The 23,172-nt window shown below is 48.8% G+C and carries 22 protein-coding genes and 1 pseudogene; 9 read left to right on the forward strand and 14 right to left on the reverse strand.

Annotated elements, in window-relative coordinates:
• On the reverse strand, positions 1-119 hold a 119-nt coding region (locus tag G465_RS16540; protein ID WP_155846525.1), incomplete at its 3' end, for a helix-turn-helix domain-containing protein.
• Positions 120-140: 21 nt separating this feature from the next.
• On the opposite strand from G465_RS16540, the pseudogene G465_RS15500 reads away from it, so the two are divergent.
• Positions 141-270 (forward strand): annotated as a pseudogene (locus G465_RS15500) (IS200/IS605 family transposase); the annotation flags it as partial.
• Positions 271-302: 32 nt separating this feature from the next.
• Here G465_RS15500 and G465_RS14255 read toward each other — a convergent pair.
• Genes G465_RS14255 through G465_RS0109260 form a run of 8 tightly spaced genes read right to left on the reverse strand, consistent with a single transcriptional unit; the run spans position 303 to position 9,707 of the window.
• Positions 303-1,208: a protein-glutamate methylesterase/protein-glutamine glutaminase gene (locus G465_RS14255; RefSeq protein WP_022654186.1), complete on the reverse strand. Its 906-nt coding sequence runs from the start codon at positions 1,206-1,208 to the stop codon at positions 303-305.
• Between the two features lie 40 nt (positions 1,209-1,248).
• Positions 1,249-1,860, reverse strand: a complete 612-nt coding sequence (gene cheD, locus G465_RS0109230; protein WP_022654187.1) for a chemoreceptor glutamine deamidase CheD — start codon at positions 1,858-1,860, stop codon at positions 1,249-1,251.
• Entirely contained in the window at positions 1,860-2,699 is an 840-nt protein-coding gene (locus G465_RS0109235) for a CheR family methyltransferase (RefSeq protein WP_022654188.1), read from the reverse strand. The genes cheD and G465_RS0109235 overlap by 1 nt, the downstream gene beginning before the upstream one ends.
• A complete protein-coding gene (locus G465_RS16545) occupies positions 2,699-5,824 on the reverse strand; it encodes a methyl-accepting chemotaxis protein (RefSeq protein ID WP_022654189.1) in 3,126 nt (1,041 codons plus the stop codon). The genes G465_RS0109235 and G465_RS16545 overlap by 1 nt, the downstream gene beginning before the upstream one ends.
• A gap of 57 nt (positions 5,825-5,881) precedes the next feature.
• On the reverse strand, positions 5,882-6,373 hold the full coding sequence (locus G465_RS0109245; protein WP_022654190.1) for a chemotaxis protein CheW: 492 nt from the start codon (positions 6,371-6,373) through the stop codon (positions 5,882-5,884).
• Positions 6,370-8,712 (reverse strand): chemotaxis protein CheW, encoded by a 2,343-nt coding sequence (locus tag G465_RS0109250; protein ID WP_022654191.1) that lies wholly within the window; start codon positions 8,710-8,712, stop codon positions 6,370-6,372. The genes G465_RS0109245 and G465_RS0109250 overlap by 4 nt, the downstream gene beginning before the upstream one ends.
• 14 nt (positions 8,713-8,726) lie before the next feature.
• Complete coding sequence (locus tag G465_RS0109255; RefSeq protein ID WP_022654192.1) at positions 8,727-9,092, reverse strand: response regulator; 366 nt, start codon at positions 9,090-9,092, stop codon at positions 8,727-8,729.
• A gap of 51 nt (positions 9,093-9,143) precedes the next feature.
• Entirely contained in the window at positions 9,144-9,707 is a 564-nt protein-coding gene (locus G465_RS0109260) for a hypothetical protein (protein ID WP_022654193.1), read from the reverse strand.
• Positions 9,708-9,906: 199 nt separating this feature from the next.
• Between G465_RS0109260 and G465_RS0109265 the strand changes: the two genes are divergently transcribed.
• Positions 9,907-10,530, forward strand: coding sequence for a response regulator (locus G465_RS0109265; RefSeq protein WP_022654194.1), 624 nt, complete (start codon positions 9,907-9,909; stop codon positions 10,528-10,530).
• Here the strand turns inward: G465_RS0109265 and G465_RS14265 are convergent.
• Positions 10,510-11,754, reverse strand: coding sequence for an RNA-guided endonuclease InsQ/TnpB family protein (locus G465_RS14265; RefSeq protein ID WP_022654195.1), 1,245 nt, complete (start codon positions 11,752-11,754; stop codon positions 10,510-10,512). The two genes, G465_RS0109265 and G465_RS14265, sit on opposite strands and share 21 nt — an antisense overlap.
• 22 nt (positions 11,755-11,776) lie before the next feature.
• Between G465_RS14265 and tnpA the strand changes: the two genes are divergently transcribed.
• Positions 11,777-12,196: an IS200/IS605 family transposase gene (gene tnpA / locus G465_RS0109275; RefSeq protein WP_027405342.1), complete on the forward strand. Its 420-nt coding sequence runs from the start codon at positions 11,777-11,779 to the stop codon at positions 12,194-12,196.
• 120 nt (positions 12,197-12,316) lie between these two features.
• Positions 12,317-12,643, forward strand: a complete 327-nt coding sequence (locus G465_RS0109280; RefSeq protein WP_155846526.1) for a hypothetical protein — start codon at positions 12,317-12,319, stop codon at positions 12,641-12,643.
• Positions 12,644-12,669: 26 nt separating this feature from the next.
• On the opposite strand, the gene G465_RS0109285 is transcribed toward G465_RS0109280, so the two are convergent.
• A complete protein-coding gene (locus tag G465_RS0109285) occupies positions 12,670-14,328 on the reverse strand; it encodes a methyl-accepting chemotaxis protein (protein WP_022654198.1) in 1,659 nt (552 codons plus the stop codon).
• 341 nt (positions 14,329-14,669) lie between these two features.
• Here G465_RS0109285 and G465_RS0109290 point away from each other — a divergent pair, with 341 nt between their 5' ends.
• From G465_RS0109290 to G465_RS0109310, 5 genes are all read left to right on the forward strand, one after another.
• Entirely contained in the window at positions 14,670-16,409 is a 1,740-nt protein-coding gene (locus tag G465_RS0109290; protein ID WP_040399502.1) for a flagellinolysin, read from the forward strand.
• Positions 16,410-16,544: 135 nt separating this feature from the next.
• Positions 16,545-16,874: a thioredoxin TrxA gene (gene trxA / locus G465_RS0109295; RefSeq protein ID WP_022654200.1), complete on the forward strand. Its 330-nt coding sequence runs from the start codon at positions 16,545-16,547 to the stop codon at positions 16,872-16,874.
• 149 nt (positions 16,875-17,023) lie between these two features.
• The gene (rho, locus tag G465_RS0109300) at positions 17,024-18,280 is read left to right on the forward strand and encodes a transcription termination factor Rho (RefSeq protein WP_022654201.1); all 1,257 of its coding nucleotides are present in this window, start codon (positions 17,024-17,026) and stop codon (positions 18,278-18,280) included.
• 72 nt (positions 18,281-18,352) lie between these two features.
• Positions 18,353-18,964 (forward strand): trimeric intracellular cation channel family protein, encoded by a 612-nt coding sequence (locus G465_RS0109305; RefSeq protein ID WP_022654202.1) that lies wholly within the window; start codon positions 18,353-18,355, stop codon positions 18,962-18,964.
• Positions 18,965-19,570: a CoA pyrophosphatase gene (locus G465_RS0109310; protein WP_027405345.1), complete on the forward strand. Its 606-nt coding sequence runs from the start codon at positions 18,965-18,967 to the stop codon at positions 19,568-19,570.
• A 50-nt stretch (positions 19,571-19,620) separates the two neighbouring features.
• On the opposite strand, the gene G465_RS0109315 is transcribed toward G465_RS0109310, so the two are convergent.
• The 3 genes from G465_RS0109315 to fabI all read right to left on the reverse strand — a co-directional run bounded on the left by G465_RS0109315 (position 19,621) and on the right by fabI (position 22,604).
• Positions 19,621-20,796, reverse strand: coding sequence for an acetate/propionate family kinase (locus G465_RS0109315; protein WP_022654203.1), 1,176 nt, complete (start codon positions 20,794-20,796; stop codon positions 19,621-19,623).
• On the reverse strand, positions 20,796-21,731 hold the full coding sequence (locus G465_RS0109320; protein ID WP_022654204.1) for a bifunctional enoyl-CoA hydratase/phosphate acetyltransferase: 936 nt from the start codon (positions 21,729-21,731) through the stop codon (positions 20,796-20,798). Before G465_RS0109320 ends, G465_RS0109315 begins: the two co-directional genes overlap by 1 nt.
• A gap of 96 nt (positions 21,732-21,827) precedes the next feature.
• Positions 21,828-22,604: an enoyl-ACP reductase FabI gene (gene fabI, locus G465_RS0109325; protein WP_022654205.1), complete on the reverse strand. Its 777-nt coding sequence runs from the start codon at positions 22,602-22,604 to the stop codon at positions 21,828-21,830.
• Positions 22,605-23,172: the final 568 nt, after the last annotated feature.

Raw genomic sequence — 23,172 nt, forward strand, 5'->3', positions numbered from 1 at the left:
TTCTGCAACGCCAACGCCTTGTTGAATACGAACCGGCACGAGCCAGCGAAGCGGCGCATTTGCCGCTCCTGATGGCCGTCTGGCACCAGTTCGTATTTGAAGGCTTGAAGTCGTTGCATGAATCAATGATACTTTGGTCTATGAGAGATGACAACGATATTAGGCGCAGTCGGCACTGCGTTTTTAAGATGCACGTCCATTTGGTCTTTGTGGCGAAATATGGACGGCGAGGATGATCATGTTCACCTATTGGTGGCGTACCCGCCCAAGACTGAAACCCAAGGACGGCTACGCCGTCCGCGCTATCCTTCCCCGCCCTGAACGGCGGGGCTTGTCGCGCACCGGGTCATCAATACTGCCACCACCCGCTTAGCCGCAATATAGGTTGTGACCGAGTCAAACAGCACGTCCACCGCCGGTTTGTGGCGGTTTACTCTCTCGCTATCATCAAGATGACACACATAACCACGGGCATTTTTACTAATTTGCAAATGACGATCACCAGGTGCCAAATAAGCATGACCTGACAAAATCGGCTCACCCTCTTTTGCCTCACTAACATGTAATTCTGACAAGCTATCTAAACGAGCGGCAAATGAGGTGGTGAAACCAGGGGGCATGTGTTGCACAATCAACACAGGTGGCGAATCGGCAGGTAGCCGTTGTAAGAAAAGTTTTAATGCCTCAGTACCACCGGTAGAAGCACCAACCACGATCAACTGCACCTGTTGGCTACGTGTTCTCACCATCGGCAAAGGTTTCGGTGATATTTTTTGGGCTAATACGGCTCGCCGCGCAGCAAAACCACGTCCAGCCAAAGCCACAGCACGAATTTTATGGCAAATTTCATCAGCATAATCAGCCAATAACAGACTGTGATTATCTGGTTTACAGACAAAATCGATAGCACCTAACTCAAGTGCTCTTAGCGTGGCTTCAGCCCCTTCTTCCGTCAAAGATGACACCATCAAAACCGGCGTTGGTCGTAAACGCATCAGACGTTCAAGAAAAGTCAGTCCATCCATCTGTGGCATCTCAATATCGAGGGTAATCACATCAGGATCGAGCTCTCTAATTCTCTCACGCGCCACCAGCGGATCAGGGGCCACTGCGACCACTTCCATATCATCGGTTGAATCAATAATTTGTCGTAGTAATGAGCGCATTAAAGCAGAATCATCCACCACGATTACACGAATTTTTCGCATCAGCCTTACTCTAATTTCGCGCGCTAACGGCGGCTAGGCCTTAAAACAACTCTGCATCGCCACTAATTGGACGCACCACAATCCGTTTTTGATAACGCATTTCCCGATCAACCACCGCTGGCTTGGTTTGTTCACGAATGGTTTTTACCATGACCCGCCCTGTGTGAGGAAAGAAATACACTTTTCGCGCTTCTTGGCCTAATAAATCTTCTGCCACCACAGGAATACGCTCCATTGCCAAATAGTCTTTGACAAACTGCGCATTACGCGGTCCAACGTTGCCAACGGTCATCCCCGACAAGACATTCCCACCACCAAAAATTTTGGCTTCAAGATTTTGTCGAGCAGCTCCCAATTTCAACAGGTGATTGATAAGAATTTCCATCGCATAACTGCCGTAGCGAGCGGCACTACCCACCACAGAAGATTCACTCTCTCCTGCATCAGGCAACATAAAATGGTTCATACCACCAAACCCTGCTTTACGATCACGAATACAAGCAGCAACACATGAGCCCAAGACAGTTACGATTAAACGGCCCTCTGTTGAGACATGATATTCACCCGGAAAAACTTTCACCGCAGGGGAATCGAAAGTTTTGTCATGGTAAAAATGCGAGGCAAACACCTCTTGATAATCGGCAGCTAACATCAGTGTTTCTCAACAGGGGAATTGGCAAGGGTATAGACAGTGCGGCCACAAGGTGAAAATAAACGGGTTATAGGAGTTAAATTTTCAGAGTGCCCAACAAACAAATGACCATCCACTTTTAAGTGAGGAGCGAAGCGTTCAACAACGGTTTTTTGTGTTGGTTTATCAAAGTAAATTAGCACATTACGGCAAAATATCGCGTCAAATTGGCCAGAAATCGACCAATCTTTTGCTAATAGATTTAAAGTCTGAAACTGAATTAACTTTTTAATATAAGGTTTGACCTGAACCTTACCCTCGTTTTTTCCGGTGCCTTTGAGAAAAAATTGCCGCAGTTGGGTCAGTGATAAATCACGCACACGGTCTTGCGCATAAACCCCAGCCCGTGCGGTTTGTAAAACTTGGGTGTCAATATCGGTGGCAATAATTGACACCGGTGGGTCATGTCGTTGCAAGGTTTCCACTGCAGTCATGGCTAAAGAGTACGGTTCTTCACCAGTACTAGCAGCGCAACACCAAATGCGGAAAGGCTGTCCGATAGGATGTTGTTTTAGTAGTCCGGCCAACACCTCAAAATGATGATTTTCTCGGAAAAAAGCCGTGAGGTTAGTGGTAAGCGCATTGAGAAAGTTTTGCCACTCCGGACTATCTGGATGTAAATCATCCAGATAATCCGCAAAGCGACTGACTTGTAATGCCCGTAAACGACGCACCAGACGGCTATACACTAAAGAGTCTTTGCTATCGTTTAAGACAATCCCAGCATGGCGATAGAGCAGATCTTTCACCCGCATAAAATCGCGTGGCGTATATTCAAACTCTCGCTCATGATTGGCCATTAAAACTCTTCCCAGTCATCATCAGCAGCGCTCGGAGGCGGTGTCAATGGCGCTTTTAGCTTATGCGTAGGTGGCGCAGGTAACGACATCGGTGGTGCAGTTTGTTTTAAAGGTAGCGCAGAAGGTGCGGCCACTGTTTTACGAACAGGCGCCGGTGCAGGCGCCGCTGCCCATGCGGCAGAGGCCGACAGACGGAAAGTAGCCACAGCTTCAGACAGCAGGTTCGCTTGTTCTTCCAAATTCTCGGCTGCCGCAGCCGCCTCCTCAACCAATGCCGCATTCTGCTGGGTGTTCTCATCCATCTGTGTCACAGCTTGGTTAATCTGCTCAATACCAGAGGACTGCTCCACCGAAGCAGCACTGATTTCACGCATCAACTCGGCCACCTGACGTACAGAATCCACCACTTCGCTCATGGTTTGGCCGGCTTCGTCCACCAACTGCGCCCCAGATTCGACTTTATCGACTGAATCACCAATCAGGGTTTTAATTTCTTTTGCTGCAGTGGCGCTGCGTTGGGCCAAGCTACGCACCTCGCTGGCCACCACGGCAAACCCACGGCCTTGCTCACCAGCGCGTGCCGCTTCCACGGCAGCATTCAAGGCCAAAATATTGGTTTGGAAGGCAATGCCATCAATGACGCTGATAATGTCAACAATCTTACGGGCTGACTCATGGATAGCACTCATGGTGGTGACCACTTCGCCCATCAAGTTGCCACCCTTACTTGCCACCACCGATGCACCACTTGCTAATTTGCTTGCCTGCTGTGCGTTATCAGCATTTTGTCGCACTGTACCGGTGATTTCTTCCATGCTGGAAGCGGTTTCTTGTAGGTTTGCCGCTTGTTGTTCGGTTCGCGCCGAAAGGTTTTGATTCCCTTGAGCAATTTCACGCGATGCGACGTTAATGGTATCAGTGGCCTCACGAATTTGGCGCACTAAGGCAGATAAACTGTCCACCGTCTGGTTCGCATTACGAGTCAGGCGAGCAAAAACACCTTCATATTTCTTATCATCCACGCGGTAACTTAAATCGCCGCGAGACAAGTGCTCTAACACCGTTGCGACATCTTCCAGACCTTCGGCAGAGGTACTGACTAAACGGTTGATATTGTCAGCCAAGACACGGAAGAAACCTTCTTTATTTTCTGCTGCCAACCGTTTTGAGAAATCACCGGCAGCGGCAGCAGTAATAATCGCTTCCACTTCTTTTTCTGCCGCCACTTCGTCAGTACGGTCTAACCATTGCACCACGGTACCATGCCGTACCCCTTGCTCATCAAAAACAGGGTTAGCAATCAATTGGAAAGTACGGCCACCCAAGGCAATTTGTGCACGGTAGGTTGTCCGTAAATCCGCCAGTAGATCACGTTGATGGGCAGGATTTTTATGGAAAATATCCATGTTATTGCCCAGCAAGCGATCAGCATCGAAACTCGGGAACACACGGCGGATGTCGTTTTGTGCTTGCTTCAACATCCCTTTCACCGAGTTGTTCATGTAGACAATATTACGTTCATTGTCAGCAATCATCACATTGGTAGTGACATTGTCCAGTGCAGCTTTCACCCGTGCCATATTAGCGTTGTAAATGACCGCCTCTTGTTGAGCACGCAAGGTTTCTGTCATGTCTTGCCATTCAACCACCGTACCCAAACGGTTGTTCTGAGCATCGACAACAGGCGTTACTAACAAACGGAAATGGTAACCACCTAATTGCAAATTCGCTTCATGAGTATGATTAAGATGATTTAATAATGCCCGTTGATGTGCTGGCGTTTTATGGAAAATATCAATATTGGAGCCCAATACTTTATCGACCGCAAAGCTAGGTAGTTCACGACGAATAGACTCTTGCCGTTGTTGTAACATTTCAACCAAAGAACGATTGACATAGACAATATTGTATTCATTGTCAGCAATCATTACATTGGTCTTTGCTACATCCAATGCAATCCGTACACGCAGGTTTTCTTTAAGGGCGGCAGATTCATTATTATAAACTTGGCCAAGTTTAATTCGCATATCATCTAAAGCATGCGATAACTGTGCCAATTCTGCCTTACCGTCAATTTCAGGGAATTTAGCCGAAAAATTGCCCTGTGCAATTTGTGATGCAGTTTCTACGACACCACGCATTGGACGCAAAATTGAACGAGCAATTAAATAGATCAAAACAATCAGCAACAGAACAAAAAGCACTAATACTGAGGCGCTGACAATTAAAGTTTGTTTTTCTTGGTCAGCACGGTGCTGTAGGCTGAGGTCTAATTGTTGTAGTACACGCTGATTGAGTGCCGTAATATCAGCATTGACTGCATTCATACGCTGTAGTAAATCGGCACGACTGATTTCACCGCCCTGTAAACGACCTAATGCAATGGCATCGTTCACATTACGAGTCAATTGTGCACGATCTTTTGCCAAATCAGCTGATAACACGGCATTGGCTGAAATGACTTTTAATAAAGCCTGATCACTATCACGCAATTGAATCAGTGCATTATTACTGATTTCATCACGTTGACTAAAACCGTTATTAGCCACTACCTCACTACCTAAAGCGGCTAAATCACGCAACCGTGCTAAAGATTCATTCACCGAGGGCAAAGACAAAAAACCAGCTTGGAATAGGAAATAAGCATCTGGGCTAGGATCAAGCATTAAGCCATAGTGGGCCCCGACATCGCGGCTCAGGCTATTCACTTCACCAATCAGCACACTATAACCATTGAAATAGGTACTGGCGACTGTTTGCGTTTGTTTTTCTTTTAACGATAAAAAGCGGCTGCGTAACTCTTGCACTCGTTGTGATAATGGTGCAGGTAATGCAGCAAGATTATTAAAGCTGGTTTCGATTTCGCGTTCTAAAGTCAACAAGCGGTTATTTTCTGCGCCAGCTGTCTGGGTTAACAGAATATAGCGATAACGTTGCAAACGATCGGTTAATTCCAACAACTGCAGGCTAGGAGAAATTGCCTGTCGCTCAGTCGCAATCTCCTCTAAAGAATGTAAACCAGTATTTAATACACGTAAGTTGGGTGCCAAAGAAAAGGCCAACGCCAACAAAGCAATTAAAGTAAGTTTGACAGGCAAAGACAGACGATAAAGGACCGACATCATACGCTCACAGTTCTGGAATCCAGATTCACATCAGAGAAAAAGGTTTAGCGACAAACATTAGGTCTCTAAACTCAGTTGTTCAAATAGCGCCAATTCGTGACTGGTCATCAGTTTCTCGATATCGGTCAGAATCACCATCCGATTTTCAATCACCCCCAGCCCTAAAACATAATCAGTATTGACGACTACACCCAATTCTGGAGCAGGTCGGCATTGCTCAGGGTCAAGGTGAATTACATCTGACACACTATCGACTACAATACCAACTATTTTCTGCCCAACATTCAAAATAATCACGACGGTAAAAGGCGTGTACGTGACATTTTGTAAACCAAATTTAATGCGTAAATCAACAATCGGAACAATTGCACCGCGTAAGTTAATCACCCCTTTTAAATAGGGTGGGCTATTTGCAATGCGAGTTACCGTGTCATAGCCGCGAATTTCCTGCACTTTTAAGATATTGATGCCATATTCCTCATCACCGAGGGTAAACACCAAATTTTCTCGTGCCGGACTGTTATCATTGGTTAAATAACGCTCGTTCATGCTCGGCTCCGATTTTTTGCCATTCTGACAACGGCAGGGACATCAAGAATCAGTGCCACACGGCCATCGCCCATAATTGTGGCACCCGAGATGCCTGAGACACGGCGATAGTTGGTTTCCAGATTTTTAATCACCACCTGTTGTTGTCCCAATAGCTCATCGACTTGTAACGCTACCATTTCTTTTTCTGCCTCCACAATCATGCACAGCCCTTGTTGCAAAGAAGCAGAACCGGTCGGGTGTTCGGTTTGAGTCAAGAAAATATCAGCCAATCGAATCAGTGGCAGATATTGACCTCGGACTTGTAAGACCTCGCCTTGCTTAGCTAAGGTTTTATATTGGCTGGGTTGTGCCTGCAGCGATTCAATAATGCAGGTTAATGGCAACACATACACCTCACCATTCACCCGAATCGACATCCCATCCAAGATAGCTAAGGTTAGGGGCAGCCGCAGGGTAATCGTGCTGCCAACACCGGCAACCGATTCAATCATAATGCTACCACCCATCTCTTGGATGTTCCGCCGCACCACATCCATCCCTACACCTCGGCCAGAAATATCACTCACTTCGGCAGCAGTCGAAAACCCTGCTTCAAAGATCAGATTCCACACTTCGGTATCTGGCATCCCTTCGTGTACCGGCAGACCACGTTCAATCGCTTTAGCTAAAATGCGCTCTCGATTTAAGCCAGCCCCATCATCGCGAATTTCAATCACGATATTGCCGCCCTGATGCGAAGCACGCAGGGTAAGATGACCAATAGGAGATTTCCCAGACAGTCGCCGTTTTTCAGGTGATTCAATGCCATGATCTAGGCTATTACGCACCAAATGCGTCATGGGATCGGCGAGTTTTTCGATAAATGCCTTATCTAGTTCGGTGCTTTCGCCTTCGAGATGAAGTTCAACTTGTTTACCCAGTTTGCCGGCTAAATCTCGCACCAATCGCGGAAAACGGTTGAAGACAGAGGCAATCGGCATCATTCGCACCGACATCACCGATTCTTGTAAATCGCGGGTATTTCTTTCGAGCTGTTTAATCCCTGCCAATAGAATGTCATTACCCACCCCTTGCTGTTCCAGTTGCGCGGCACACTGAGCCAACATCGACTGTGTAATGACCAGTTCACCGACTAAATCGAGTAGTTGGTCCACCTTTTCGACATTGACACGAATTGTCGCCGACTCAGCATTATTACCCTGACGAGTTGGCGTAGGAGCTGTGGCTCGTGGTGCAGTAGGCGCAACCACCTGTGGTGCGCTCACTACCGGCACCGGCGGTGCCACTGGTGGGGCTAATGGAACGGGGACAAATAAGCCAAAACCATCGCCTTCTTCAGCCATCGCGGTGGCAAGAGAAGTTGCCGCTGGTGGCTGTGGTACAGGCGTAAAGAAGCCAAAACCTTCGTCATCGTCTGTTGTTTCAGATGCGGTAACCTGTGGCGTGGCATTCGATGGGGCGGGGGAAGTGGGCACCGTATTGAACAATCCCCAGCCATCGTCCTCTTCTATCAGTGTAAGCGGCAGGGGAGAGGGAACAATAGCTATAGCAGGCGGCGTATCTTCCTCAAATAATCCCCAACCATCCTCCTCCTCAAGGACAGAAGGAGACACTACCGCAGTTGAGGTTTCCTCGTGAAACAATCCCCAACTATTTGCGTCATCGACCAAGGGAGGGGGAGCATGTTCTAAGCGAATCGCAGAGGGCGGCACCACAAAGGCCAAGCTATCACACAGATCAGCAAATTCAGAGTCAGTACCGATAAATTCAATACATAATGGATCTTTGGCATCGGGCTCCACCGGAAAACCAGTGATTTTTGCCCGTGGCTCTGCTGTCAAACGCTGTAACAACGCCTCCCAAGCTAATTGTCCATCTGTGGCAATCGAAAAATGATGGGTGCGCGCTTCTTCCTGCAACACCGGAATCGCGGCTGAAGAGACAGCTTTAGGCAGCAACTCTGCCCGTAAACGCGCTTCCATTTCCTGAATCAAAACAGGATCAGTTGCCACACCTTGACGACAATTATTGAGGATATCTCGCAGCGCATCCGTCGCCGCCAAGATGGTATCGATATGGCTAGGGGTTAACTGCAAAGTATGTTTTCGCACCGCATCAAGCAGGGTTTCCAGCTGATGCGTCACGTTAATCAGGTCGGTGAAACCAAAAGTCCCTGCCCCGCCTTTAATCGAATGCGCAGCACGGAAAATCGCATTCAATGCTTCCGCGTCGGGGGCATCAATATCGAGAGCGAGCAACACCGACTCGAGCGTTGCCAAGTGTTCCTCGGCTTCCTCGAAGAAGATGTCAAAAAACTGCGATAGATCGATTTGCATGGTTTGGCAAACCGTTAACCAATCACCCGCTTCACTAAGCTAATTAGCTTTTGTGGGTCGAAAGGTTTAACCAGCCAACCAGTGGCACCACTAGCACGTCCTTTTTGCTTCATTTCGTCACTCGATTCGGTCGTCAGCACCAAAATCGGCACTGAGGCATATTCAGGGAGCGCACGGAGTGCCTGTGTCAGGGCAAAACCATCCATGCCTGGCATATTGATATCCGTCAGAATCATATCGAACTGCCGAGCACGCGCACGGCTCAGGGCAGTGGGTGCATCAGGGGCATCGACGACTTCATAGCCAGCACTTTTCAAAGTAAAGGTTACCATCTGACGAATAGAAGGGGAGTCGTCCACAGTAAGAATGACTTTGGCCATAGTTGGGTCACAATCCTTTATGTAAGCAGCTATCCCAAGCACAGTTGGGCGTTAGTGTTCCTGCACAAGAAAATGAGAAATAAGCGGCTGATACGTTAATTGCACGATATTAGGCAGCGGAACGCTGCTCAACATGGCATCTAATCTGGCATCAATGCCTTCACATAATTGTGCCAGATGATCGCGCAAGCGACCGGCTCGTAAGGGCTCTTGGTCTGACCAATTTGTGATAATTAAGCTGCAATAGCGATAATTGAATATGCAGTGCTGTACTGTTTCATAGATACGCACGGATGCAGCAGCGGCATTATCTAACAAGCTTACCTCATCGGGGGTGATTTCCTGTGGCAAAGCATAGTAACTCTTGATGTTTCCTTCTGGATGCAACATCAATAAAGCAGAGAGACCATAGTTTCTTAATGTAGACAAGGCACATTTGGCTAAAGAAGAACAATCATGACAAGCATGGCTCTCACGCATGAAACACAAGAGTTCACCCAGTTCTGCTACATGTGCCAGTGCTTGCAAAACTGTCTGTGTTGCAAAATCATCAACAGCCGCTTCTTTCGACTCTGTCACAACATGTTGCTCATCTTGGTCAAACAGCCATTCCATTATTTTCTCCGGCCAAGTTTTCCAGTTTGACATAAATTGCCAGATATGAAAAATTTTTTGTGAAAAAACAAATTTTCATAGATCAACACGATGCTATCATATTTATGAAAGAGTATCGACAGCTAAGCTCCGTACCCTGTTGAACGGTGCTTTCTATAGAAGAATGTTGAGCTGTTGAGCCAGTTAAGGATGATACAAAATGTCATTAAAAGATAAAGTACTTGTAATTGATGACGATCAGATGTTTTCCCTCGTTGTCAAAACAATTCTCAGCCCCTATTTCGATATTTACCTAGCCCATGAAGGACGTGCGGGTTTACAACAAGTCAAAGTATTGCAACCGGGCGTTGTACTCCTCGATATAGAGATGAGCGGCATGGATGGCTACGAGGTTTGTCGTCACATTCGTGCAGATACGGATATTGACCAACCAGCAGTTATTTTCATTTCTGCGCACAGCGACGCGCAAAGTCGTCTAGCCGCTTATGATTTTGGCGCCAACGACTTTATTGTAAAACCACTTGAACCTGCAGAACTTGAGCGCAAAGTAAAACAGACCCTTGCCTCTCGTTCAGAAATCCAACAGTTAAAACAATCAGCAGGCGAAGCCATGAATGCGGCTTTCTCTGCCATGACCGATTCCAGTGCCCTAGGTCAGGTCATTCACACTTTCCGTCAGTTGTTCACTGTACAAACCCCCGAACAACTCGCCATCCTATTAACCGATGCATTGGAGTATTTTGGTGTCACAGGCACCGTACGTCTGTGTTCACGGCGCAGCCACTGTGTTTTACGTAATGAACTACTCCCGCTGACCGGCTAGCGCCGGTACAGCGTGAGTTTCGTGGTTCAGCACGGCGAAACGTCCACCGCTCCCCACCTCGGCCAGTTCCTGACCGGAGGCGCTACCTGTCAGCGCCCAATTCAACATCACTCGCGCCGCATTTTCGTCGCGGCTGCATTCAGCCCCGCAACTACAACGATGAATGCGCTCCGCGAGCGTTTTTTTACGCTGGACACCGCATCGGTGACACGTCTGGCTTGGTTTAACCTGACGGGTCGGCACCTCACACCACTGCAAGCCAGCTTCTTCCGCTTTGCTCTTTAGCAGAGTTAAAAAGGTGGACGGTGCGGTATCCAGAATGCTGCGGTTCAATCCCTTCTTGTATTCGCCACCGCTGGCGGTCATACCCTTGACGTTCAATTGCTCAGTGGCGATCAGGCCGCATTGGCTTACCAGCTTTGCGCTGGTCTGATGCAAGAAATCTTTGCGCCGATTGGCAATTCGGCGGTGTTCCGCCGCCAGCGCTTTCACTGCCTTGCGCCGGTTGTTCGAGCGCTTGTTGGGCTTACGGCTGACCGCCTGCTGCAAGGTCTTGAGCCTTTGTCGTTGGGCCGCATCGAGAAAGCGCGGGTTTGGAACGGGATCATTGCCGCCATCGGAATCGACCACGGTGGCGAAGGTTTCCAGCCCCCAGTCCACGCCCACAGCCTTGTTGCCGCTGGCTCGGTCGGGACTGCACTCGACGGTAACGGACAAATACCATTTCTCAGCCTTGTGCAGCACCTCGGCGGTTTTGGCTTCGCCCACGGTGCGGGCTTGTCCCCTCATTCGCACCATGCCGACGCCGGACAGGCGGACGTGCCCGTGTTTCATGCCGTCGCCGGCCAGCAGTTTCCATCCGTCGCCGTGTGTCTTGTATCCCCAGCCACTGAACCGCTGGAGCGGTTTGAAACGCGGGAAGCCCGGCGTTTCGCCCGCTTTCACGCGACGGAAGAAAGCGGCAAAGGCCAGATCGAGCCGTTTCAACGTCACTTGCAAGGATTGGGCATTCACCTCCGCCAAGGCGGGAACGTGCGCCCGCCACTGGGTTAGTGCCTTGCACTGACTGGCAAAGTTCAGTGATGTACCTTCTGCCTGATACGCTCGTATGCGTTCTTCCAGCGCGGTGTTATACACGCGCTGGTGCAGGCTGAGCAGCTCCGTCAGCCGCTCGGCCTGAGCGGCGTTGGGGTACAGGCGGAAGGTGACTTTGCGGAGAGCCATGTTTGTATCATACACTACAGTTATGGAACGAAAACAGCCCGTTAAGTCGCTTTATCATTGCGTTTTTAACTTAAATTACCATTTAGTTATTGTCACCAAATACCGGCGAAAATGCATCACCGCGCCGATGCTGGAAAGATTGAGAACCCATTGTCAGGCGCTGGTGGAGAAGTGGGAGTGCGAGTTGTTGGAATTCAACGGCGAAGCTGATCACGTCCACCTGCTACTGTCGCTGAATCCGAAGGTGGCACCGTCGGTGTTCGTGAACAATCTCAAGACCGTGACCAGCCGTTACATCCGCAAAGAATTTGGCGAAGAACTGAAGCAGTATTACTGGAATAAGCCGGTGTTCTGGAGCCGCAGCTATTGCATCATCAGTTACGGCGGAGCGCCCCTGTCGGTGATTCAACAATACATCGAGCAACAAGAAGCACCGCACTAGCCGCCCGTTGGGCGGCACGCCCCTTCACCCCCAGCCAAATCCTTTCGCCTGCGGCTCAGAAGGAAGGGATTATGGCTGGAGCACTGGGGCGCAAGTCCGGTAGAAGGGGCTGCGCAATGTATGCGCTCTCTAGAGAGTACCTCATTGGAAGGATTGTTATCACAAGCCAAACACATCTTTTCACAAATTGAACAAGGCTATCATCGCCAAAATCAGGAGATGTCTTTTGTGCTCAATGAAATGGCACATGACTTTGAAGAAATGTTCTTGTTTATGGGGCTGAAAAGCTCACAGGAAGATCGTCTGCGACAGATTCTGAATGACAGTTTAGAGCGCATCCAAGGGGTACAAGAACAAGGGTTGGAATTGGAGAAATACATGGAGTTGATCACCCAAGCCCTTGCTGACCCCAATCCCGACACCCTCCAGACTTCTCCCAAAGACTGAGGAAAAGTCTGGTATCACAACCCCACTTAACCGCGTAAGCGGAAATGCTGGACATGCTGGCGCAGCGCAATTGCAATTTCATTCAGCTGTTGTGCTGCGGTGCTGTTACTGTGCATGGCAGCGCTGGTTTCCTCCGACATCTGAGCAATATGTTCCACATTACGCACAATGCCATTGATGGTTTCTGCTTGTTGGGTGGTCGCTTGTGCCACATCGCGAACTTTGGCCAGTGAGTCTAAAGCCTGATGATGAATTTGCGACAACACCGTTGTTGCCTCATTCGCTAAGCCCAGCCCATTTGCCACCTGTGGCACCGCACGCTCCATGGCATCCACCGCAACTTGGGTATCTTTTTGCACCACATCAATCATTTTGGCAATTTCTGCTGTCGCACTGGCAGTCCGTTCCGCTAACTTGCGTACTTCATCTGCCACCACGGCAAAGCCACGGCCCGACTCGCCTGCCCGCGCAGCTTCAATCGCAGCGTTCAGGGCCAATAAATTGGTCTGTTCAGCAATTTCCCCGATCACACCAGCAATCCCACCAATTTCTTGCGAGCGTTGTTGCAGCTGACGGATTTGTTGTGCCGAGGATTCCACTGTTTGGGCAATGCGTCCAATCTCAGTGGCAGCTGTTTTGACTGATTGTGTCCCGCTTTCCGATAAGCTTGCGGTTTGCGCTGAATTATCTTCAGTTTGTTGGGCAATAGTAGAAATATTGCTCACGCTGACCGTGATTTGTTCCACACGGTGGGCAGTCGTTGCCGACGCTTCTGCTTGTTGCTGTGCGGCCATTTGTGCCTGTTCAGACACTTGAGCAACATATTGAGCTTGTTTTGATAACTGGTCAGACGATTGGTCAATCGCGCTGACAATTTCGACCAAACGCTGTTGCATCTGTGCGACGGCTGCCAACATACTATTTGGGTAAGTGACAGGAATACGCTCGGTTAAATCGCCGGCAGCAATCCGAGTCACCATCGCAGCAGCATCCGCCGGTTCTCCGCCCAAGGCTTGTGTCAGTTGGCGGCTAATCCACCATGCGACAATGCCACCCAACACAATCGCCACACCACACAAAGAAATCATCAACCACTGAAAGCCGCTGGCGACTTCGCGTGCACTTGGTGTCGCTTTTTGATTTTTTTGTTCTTCAAAATCGATAAATTGGTTAATTGCCGCTAACCACGCCATAAAAGCGGGTTTAGCCTGTTCAAACAAAATCCGTTCGGCCTCGACTTCATTACCACTTTTTTTCGCTTGGATAATTTGTTGGATTAGGGGTTGCGTTTTAGCCTCAATCGCTTTGATGTTTTGCACAATCTGTCGTTCTTCAGGTTGTGCCATCGCATCATCTTGCAGAATTTGATCAAGCGGCCCCGCTGATTTCTGATAGAAGTCATCCAGACGTTTAATTTCGTCCAAAGTTTCACGCATCGGTGCGCCATTTACATCGTCAAACATCACCACATCGCGAATGGCAACCGCACGATCGTGGACAGAACCACGAAAATTGATTGCATAACGCTGCTTCACCGCGTTGACATCGGTGATTTCTGCAAGTGTTTTGTCAATGAAATTGACTTTTTGAATACCGATGATAGTGACAGCCACCATCATCGTCAGCACCAACGCAAAGCCTAAGGTTAAACGTTGTCGAATCGTCAACCCTTTCCCGTTCTGCATAAAGCAACCTCTTACATATCTTTAAGTTAAGAAAGCTTGTTAGCAAACTCACGTTTACTACGATTTCTGGAGTTTACCACCTATTCGAACATTTTTTGCGAATCGCCAGATTAACGTCTAGGACATACCTACAACAAAAAAGGCGCGCTTTAACCACAGGCAAACACACAATCAACATAGAAAACCACAAAAAACATACAAAACAAAAATATCAAACATCATGATTTATATAACAAATTGCATTTATATCTTAAAACAAAACAATAAAGTGAAAAAATCTTAAGTCCTTGGTAATAACACCGATAAGCAGATAAGTTATCTTGCGCACAGGTGTGGCCGCCATGCAAATCTTTACTAATTCTCTCTCACAATTCAGCAGTCGTTTATTAACCCAAAATGACTCGATGGTGAGTAAATCTGTTCAACGTCTGTCTTCGGGCTTACGGGTTAACTCTGCTACGGATGATGCTGCAGGTTTGGCAATTTCTGAACGCATGCAATCGAATGTACGTGGTGATCGACAAGCACTACGCAATACCAACGATGCAATTTCGATGCTGCAAACCGCCGAGGGTGCGCTGTCAGAAGTCAACAATATGTTGCAACGCATTCGCGAATTGGGTGTTCAAGCCAACAACAGTACCAATACCAAAACCGATCGTGAAGCCTTGCAAGCTGAAGCAAAACAACTGATGGATGAAGTAGAACGAATTGGTCAAACCACTTCGTTTAATGGCAATAAACTGTTTGTTCTGCCTGATGGTGCCAGCTCGGGGGGAGCAACCAGTGATGAAAACGTCAAAGCGGTGTTAAAAGGTTTAAGCACTGGCTGGCTTGAAAACTCAGAAAAAATGATTCAACAACGCTATGGGTTAGTCGCCGATGGTGTGCCATTTGCGATTAAATTTATCGAACCAGGCACTCCAGGTGGAACAGCAGCCTATGTTTCTGGCTCTTATCCCGTCCAGCCAGCCAATGCAGTGGGTTCCAACCTAGAAATGTATATCGACATGGCAGACTTTTCTCCTGCCAATTTACCGAACGGAGGTAGCGCACCTTTCTATAACGATCGGATTATTGCCCATGAGATGGTTCACGCTGTGATGGCAAGAACCACTAACTTTTATAATCTGTCTCTCTGGTTCAAAGAGGGGGCTGCCGAGTTTATTCATGGGGCAGATGAACGGGTCAAATCAGACCTAGGCTTCGCGCTTAATACCAATGTCAACCAAGCTGATCCGGCCTTTATCGCTCAAGTGCAGACTTTTTTAGACAACAATCTGACTTCACTCAATACAGTGGCAACATCAGCAGATTATTCGGTTTCCTACCTTGCAGCCCGTTATCTACATAACGAATTGAAAAACAATGGGGCTTCGGGTGGGATGCAGGATTTTCTTACTTACCTTTCTGCTGATAAAAGCCGTGTAGTGAATGATGCGATGGTGCATTATCTTGGTAAAACAGAAGCGCAGTTTATGATCGATTTTAAAGCTGCCGGGGCCACTCTATCCAGCTATGGTGTTGACTTAAACAATGCTGATACCGGCGGGATTGGCAATGCTGATGCCGATGGAGGTGCAGTCAAGAATGCTGAGGATGTGGTTGACCATGTCGGGTCAAAGTCGGGGGAGGACGTGTTAAGTGGTTTTGTTGAAACATGGCAATATTCTCCACTTGAAACACAAAATAAAACCAACTACCGCATGCAGGTAGGCGCTGGTGCGGATGCTGGGCTGACCGTTGGTATTGGTGAGATTAGTAACAGCTCGATGGGTTTTGCCGACATTGATTTGGTCAACAATCCTAACAGCGCGATTGCAGCCGCAGACCGTGCCCTAGAAAACATCATTTCACAGCGGGCATCGATTGGTGCTGCGATGACACGGCTCGATAGTGTTGTGGCTGGACTGCAAACCAGTGCAGAAAACACCGCTGCGGCACGCTCACGCATCACTGATGCCGACTTTGCCGTAGAAAGCGCCTCGCTTTCTCGCGGTAAAATTTTGCAACAGGCAGCGACCAGTATGTTGATGCAATCGAATCAATCTCCACAGATGGTTTTGTCGCTGTTGCGTTAAAATAGCGACAAGCGGTGTCGAAACAGCTAACTTGCTGCATCACAGCATGCTTGTTAACATGCAGAGATTCCATATTTCTATTTATGCCATATCTTGGCGTTTCAAACACCCAAACCGATTCTTTTGGAGATTATGATGAGTAGCGATCTGATCCTTCACGTCACCGACGGCTCTTTTGAACAAGATGTGCTGAAAGCCAGCGGCCCTGTATTGGTCGACTATTGGGCCGAATGGTGTGGCCCATGCAAAATGATTGCCCCAATTCTTGATGAAGTCGCAAAAGAATATCAAGGCAAACTGACCGTGGCAAAATTGAATATTGATGAAAACGAAGGCACGCCACCGAAATACGGCATCCGTGGTATTCCAACACTGATGATTTTCAAAGATGGTCAGGTCAAAGCCACTAAAGTGGGCGCCTTGGCAAAAAGCCAATTGACCGCATTTATTGACAGCAATATCTAATTACGACTATCCTTGAATCCACTTTTTTCTGTGTCGGGCGATGCAAAGTCGCCCGCTTTCTTGCTTTGAATCCCCGCCGCCCTCGCCGATCCCCTCGCCAAGCCGTGAGTTCTTCTTACGATGAGTCTATAAAGTCTCAACATCCGCCTATGCACTTATCTGATTTAAAAAAAATGCACGTCAGCCAGTTGGTTGACACCGCAATCGCCAACGAAATTGATGGCGCAAACCGTTTACGCAAACAAGACCTCATTTTTGCTTTGCTCAAAAACCAAGCAAAGAGGGGAGAAAGCATCTATGGCGACGGTACGCTAGAAGTGCTGCCCGATGGCTTTGGTTTTCTGCGCTCGCCAGATATGTCTTATTTAGCTGGGCCCGATGATATTTATGTCAGCCCAAGCCAAATCAGACGCTTTAATCTGCACACTGGCGACACGATTGAAGGCGAAATCCGCACACCAAAAGATGGCGAACGCTACTTTGCACTGGTTAAAGTCGATCGCATCAATGGTGGGCCGCCAGAGCAGGCCAAGAATAAAATCCTGTTTGAAAACCTCACTCCCCTCCACCCCACATCACGTCTGACTTTAGAGCGCGACATTCGTTCTGAAGAAAACATCACCGGCAGGGTGATTGACTTGGTGTCTCCGATTGGTAAAGGACAGCGTGGTCTCTTAGTCGCGCCGCCCAAATCGGGTAAAACGGTGATGTTGCAACACATCGCCCACGCCATTACGTCCAATCATCCGGATGTGTCTCTGATCGTATTGTTGATTGACGAACGACCAGAAGAAGTCACCGAGATGACGCGTACGGTGAAGGGCGAAGTGGTAGCCTCCACGTTTGATGAACCCGCGACGCGCCATGTCCAAGTAGCAGAAATGGTGATCGAAAAGGCCAAACGGCTGGTTGAACATAAAAAAGATGTGGTGATTTTGCTCGATTCCATCACCCGTCTTGCCCGCGCTTACAACACCGTGATTCCAAGCTCAGGCAAGGTTTTAACCGGTGGTGTCGATGCCAACGCCTTACAACGTCCAAAACGATTCTTCGGTGCAGCGCGTAATATCGAAGAAGGGGGTTCGTTGACCATCATCGCCACTGCGTTAATTGATACCGGCAGCCGCATGGATGACGTCATCTATGAAGAATTCAAAGGCACCGGTAACATGGAAATTCACCTTGATCGCCGGATGGCCGAAAAACGGATCTACCCTGCGATTAACGTCAATCGTTCTGGTACCCGCCGTGAGGAATTGTTAGTTGGGCAGGATCAATTACAGAAAATTTGGGTATTGCGTAAGTTGCTCTATCCAATGGACGATTTAGAAGCGATGGAATTCTTACTCGACAAAATCAAGGGTACGAAAACCAATCAGCAATTCTTTGACTCCATGCGTCGCTGATCGGCCCCTCGTCATCCGACACCAATAACGCCGGTATTCGCCGGCGTTATTGCATTTTAGAAAGCAGAACTAATGGATTGGATTGCCATTATTGGGACAGTTGCCTTTACAGTCAGTGGTTACCTTGTTGGGGTACGCAAACATTGTGATGTGTTAGGCATTATTATTTTGGCACTGCTGACCGCGATTGGCGGCGGTATGATTCGAGATGTCTTGATACAACGCATTCCACAGGTGTTTCTATATACCGATGCTCTGTGGGTGATTGCAGCCACGCTGGTTACAGTGTCCTTGCTACGCTTACAAAAACGCGAAAGCCAATTCTTATTACGAACCTTTATCGTGGCCGATTCGCTGGGGCTGGTTGCCTTCAGCATTGCCGGCGCGCAGGTCGGGCTGCAATATGAACTCAATGGCTTTGGTGTCGCGATGTTGGGGTTTATTACCGCCGTTGGCGGTGGCATGGTGCGCGATATGATGGTGAACGAAGTGCCATTTATTCTGCATAAGGATTTTTATGGCACGGTGGCAATTCTGATCGCGCTGAGTATCTATCTGTTGGAACAACAAGGCTGGCTCACCGCTCTCAGTTTGCACATCATCTTTGTCATCGGATTAGTCTTGCGATTATTTGCTCATTGGCGTGAACTAGAACTTCCTAAACTCGCTCAGGATAATGATTAAATGTGGCTCCATACATCTCCCGATCAGGCTGCTTCTTGGTTGCAAGATAAACTATATCTTGCAGAAACCCGTCCTTTATCTGGAGATGTCCCTCAGTTAACCGATCGTGTTGCAACCAAACCGGCTGCGGTACTCGTCCCCATCGTCTGGCGCCAGCCAACGCCCTCGATTTTATTGACACGGCGCACCGAAAAATTGCGCCAACACAGCGGTCAAGTCAGTTTCCCCGGGGGAAAAATTGACCCCGAAGACCCTACCGCCGAACAAGCCGCTTTGCGTGAAGCAGAAGAAGAAGTCGGCCTGCGAGCCGAACACATCCAGTTACTTGGACGATTGCCCCATTACATCACCATCACTGGCTATCGAGTCGAACCGGTGGTTGGCCTTGTCTTGCCGCCTTTTTCATTGGCGCCAGCACCAGATGAAGTCGCCGAGGTATTCGAATTGCCGCTGGAATTGGCTTTGAATCCCGATAACTACATCAAAGAACGCTATTGGCGTGATAACCAAGAGGGGTTTTACCTGTCCCTCCGTTATCAACAACATTATGTTTGGGGTGCCACCGCTGCCATGCTACGGGTATTAGCGGACATTCTTAACCATTAAAAAAGCCCCCCATCACTGGGAGGCTCGATGTGGCAACAACAAAGCGGTGTTTAGGCTGGCAACAAAGCCAATGCTTCACGCGCCATTTGTCCTTCTTCATCCGTTGGAATCACCCACGCATGACGCTGGCTATTTGGCAAAGTGATACAAGTCGCTTGATCGGCATTGGCATCATGGTCAATCTCAAAACCTAACCACGCCAGATGATCTAATACCAAAGCGCGAACCGGCGAACAACGCTCACCAATACCAGCGGTAAAGACAATATGATCGACCCCACCCAGTTGAACGGCAAGGGCACCAACTTCACGCGCCGCCCGATAACAGAACAGAGCAATAGCTAACTTCGCCCGAGGGCTGTTGCTTGCCAACAGTTCGCGCATATCAGACGATTCGCCCGATACGCCTAACAACCCCGAGCGTTTGTATAGCTCTTCGCGTACACCGGCGATATCCATTCCAGCCCGTTCCATCCAATAGATCACCACTTCTGGATCGAGATTCCCCGGGCGGGTACCCATCATCAAACCTTCACACGCACTCATGCCTGTGCTGTTGGCAATGCTACGGCCGTTATGCATGGCGCACGCACTCGAACCACTGCCAAGATGCAACACAATTACCCGCTTCGCGGCTTCTTCTTCGCCCAAGATCATCGGCAATCGGCGTGCAATCGCAGCATACGACAAACCATGAAAGCTATAACGGCGCACGCCTTCTTCATGCCACCGATTGGCAATACCAAAACGGGTAGCAAGTTCATCTTGTGTGGTGTGAAATGCGGTATCAAAACAAGCAATCTGCGGCACATCCGGTGCGGCCTGCCGTGCGGCATCAATGCCAGCCAAGCTGCCAGGTTGATGCAATGGCGCCAGCGGAATCAGGCTGGCCAGTTTTGCCATCACTTCATCATCCACCACCGTTGCCGCCGAGAAGTAAGCCCCACCATGCACCACGCGATGCACGATGGCACAGGGACGCTCTGCGGTTTGGTCGGTCAGCTGCAACACCCGTTCGATGGCTTGGCTATGGGTACAACCACTGAGCAATTCATCAAATAGCACCTTGCCACAGACTTCGCGAGCTAAGAAACGCGCACTCGCTTTGCCAATACCATCCAACATACCATTCAAGCGAATGCGTGGCTCATGGGCATGTTCAACATCAAATAGGGTAAATTTTAATGTGGATGAACCCACATTAAGAGCAAGCAAGGGCGCAGTCATTAGGCATTATCCGTTTTCAAAACACGACGGTGTGCCACCAAGGCCGCCACCGCAGCAGAAGCCAAACGCGCTTGGGCATCTTCAGAACGGCTGGTCAACACGATAGGCACTTTCGCGCCCATCACCACACCAGCGGAAGCCGCCGCAGCCAAGTAGTTAAGCTGTTTTGCCAACATATTGCCGGCTTCTAAATCAGGGACCAACAGAATATCGGGATCGCCAGCCACAGGGGAGTCAATCCCCTTGGTGTCGGCGGCAGCATGGGAAATCGCATTATCAAACGCCAGTGGGCCATCCAAAATCGCGCCGGTGATCTGTTTACGGTCGGCCATTTTGCACAGCGCAGCCGCATCTAGCGTGGAGGGCATACTTGGGCTCACGGTTTCAACTGCTGCCAAAATAGCCACTTTCGGTTTCTCAATCCCTAAAGCATGGCACAAATCAATGGCGTTTTGCGTGATGTGCATTTTGGTGATTAAGTCGGGGGCAATATTGATCGCAGCATCGGTGATAAACAGGTAACGAGGATAGCTCTCAACCTTCATCACAAAAATATGGCTAATACGACGGTCGGTGCGCACACCGGTGTTGCGGTTCAACACCTCGGTCATAAATTCGTCGGTGTGTAAGCTGCCTTTCATCAAGGAATGTGCTTCACCCATCCGCACCAATTTCACCGCCTCTTCTGCTGCTGCATGGCTATGTGGCACATCCACAATGCGGAAGCGGGACAAATCGATATCAAGTTCATTGGCCAGCGATTCCAGCTTGGCTTTCGGTGCAACCAAAATTGGCTCGATCAAGCCCGCCTCAAAAGACTCCACGGCACCTAATAGAGATTCTGGGCTGCAGGGATGCGCCACTGCCATTTTGATTGGGGGATATTGCAAGGCAGCTTGGATGATGTCATCAAAGGCACGTTCGTCGCGGGTCATGGTCGTTCTCGCTGTTATTACTCAGAAATAAAGAATTTCAATGGGAGAGGCAATCGGCTCGCCTCTCCACACACTGCTACAACAGGGGCAAATGGCTTATGCCATCATGTGGAAACCACCATCCACATACGTCACTTCACCGGTCATCGCACGCGAAGCATCCGAAATCAGGAAAGCAGTAGTCATACCAACATCTTCGATATCAACTAAACGATGTTCTGGCGTCCGAGCAATCGCTTCTTCAATCAGTTTGTCAAAGTGTGCGATCCCCGAAGCAGCACGGGTTTTCAATGGACCTGGGGAAACGGCATGCACGCGGATTTTTTTCTGACCCAATTCTGCAGCCAGATAACGCACGGTGGATTCCAACGCTGCTTTCACTGGGCCCATCACATTGTAGTTTTCCACCACTTTGTCAGCACCGTAGTAGCTCATGGTGACAATCGAACCGCCGTCTTTCATCAAAGGCTCAGCCAAACGCGCCATTTCGATCAACGAGTAGCAAGACACACGCATTGCTTGTAAGAACCCGTTTTCAGAACAATCGGTGACACGGCCATGCAAATCATCCATTGGGCAAAAAGCGATGGAGTGAATCACAAAATCCAGCTTGCCCCATTTTTCTTCAATTTGTTTGAAGACAGCTTCCAGCTCACCCGGGTTTTGCACATCCATCTGAGCGATGATCGGGCTGCCCAATTCTTCAGCCAAAGGACGTACAAAGCGTTCGGCTTTCTCGTTCAAATACGTCACGGCAAATTCAGCGCCCAAATTTTTCAACACTGTTGCGCAGCCATACGCAATCGAGTTGTCGTTTGCGATACCAACGATTAAACCTTTTTTGCCTGCAACAATGTCTTTAATGCTTTCCATAGATAAAGCTCCGTAGTGAGTCAGTAACAATTCAAAATTTAAGGGCGTGATACTGTGTGGTTTTTCTACAACTTTATGATCAGCAGGGTCTTTATGCCATAAAGTTGTTGCTTAATGATGACAGTTGATACATTTTCCTGTCTATCGTTGGGAAACGCGCACCGCACACAATTTGGCATCCAGCCTATCTGCAGTGGCTTGCGTTATACTTAACAACCTTTTTGACATCCTCCCCGGCCTGAAGGCCGGAGATTCCTACGGCGCTCAAGCGCGGCATTGAGCCGCACCTGAGTCGCTTCGGTGGGTTCCTGCTGCTGGCGGCATTGCTGCACCGCTCACTTCACAGGCGAACCGAGCGTGTCCCGCCCTTAAAACAGTCAAAACCACTGTAGTTGTTGCACTGCAAAAAGACAAGCGACTTTGAACTGTGCAACGTCCTGAGTAAACACGCAAAAGATTAAGCCAATTTTGTTGCGCTGTGTCAAAATTGTGACAAGTCTACGCGATTTGCTTTATGTCAATCGCCCCCAATCTGTCTGCTTCCTTTTATTACCCTGAACACAGAGAG

Origin of the sequence: Aquaspirillum serpens DSM 68 (assembly GCF_000420525.1) — a bacterium.
Lineage (GTDB): Bacteria > Pseudomonadota > Gammaproteobacteria > Burkholderiales > Aquaspirillaceae > Aquaspirillum > Aquaspirillum serpens.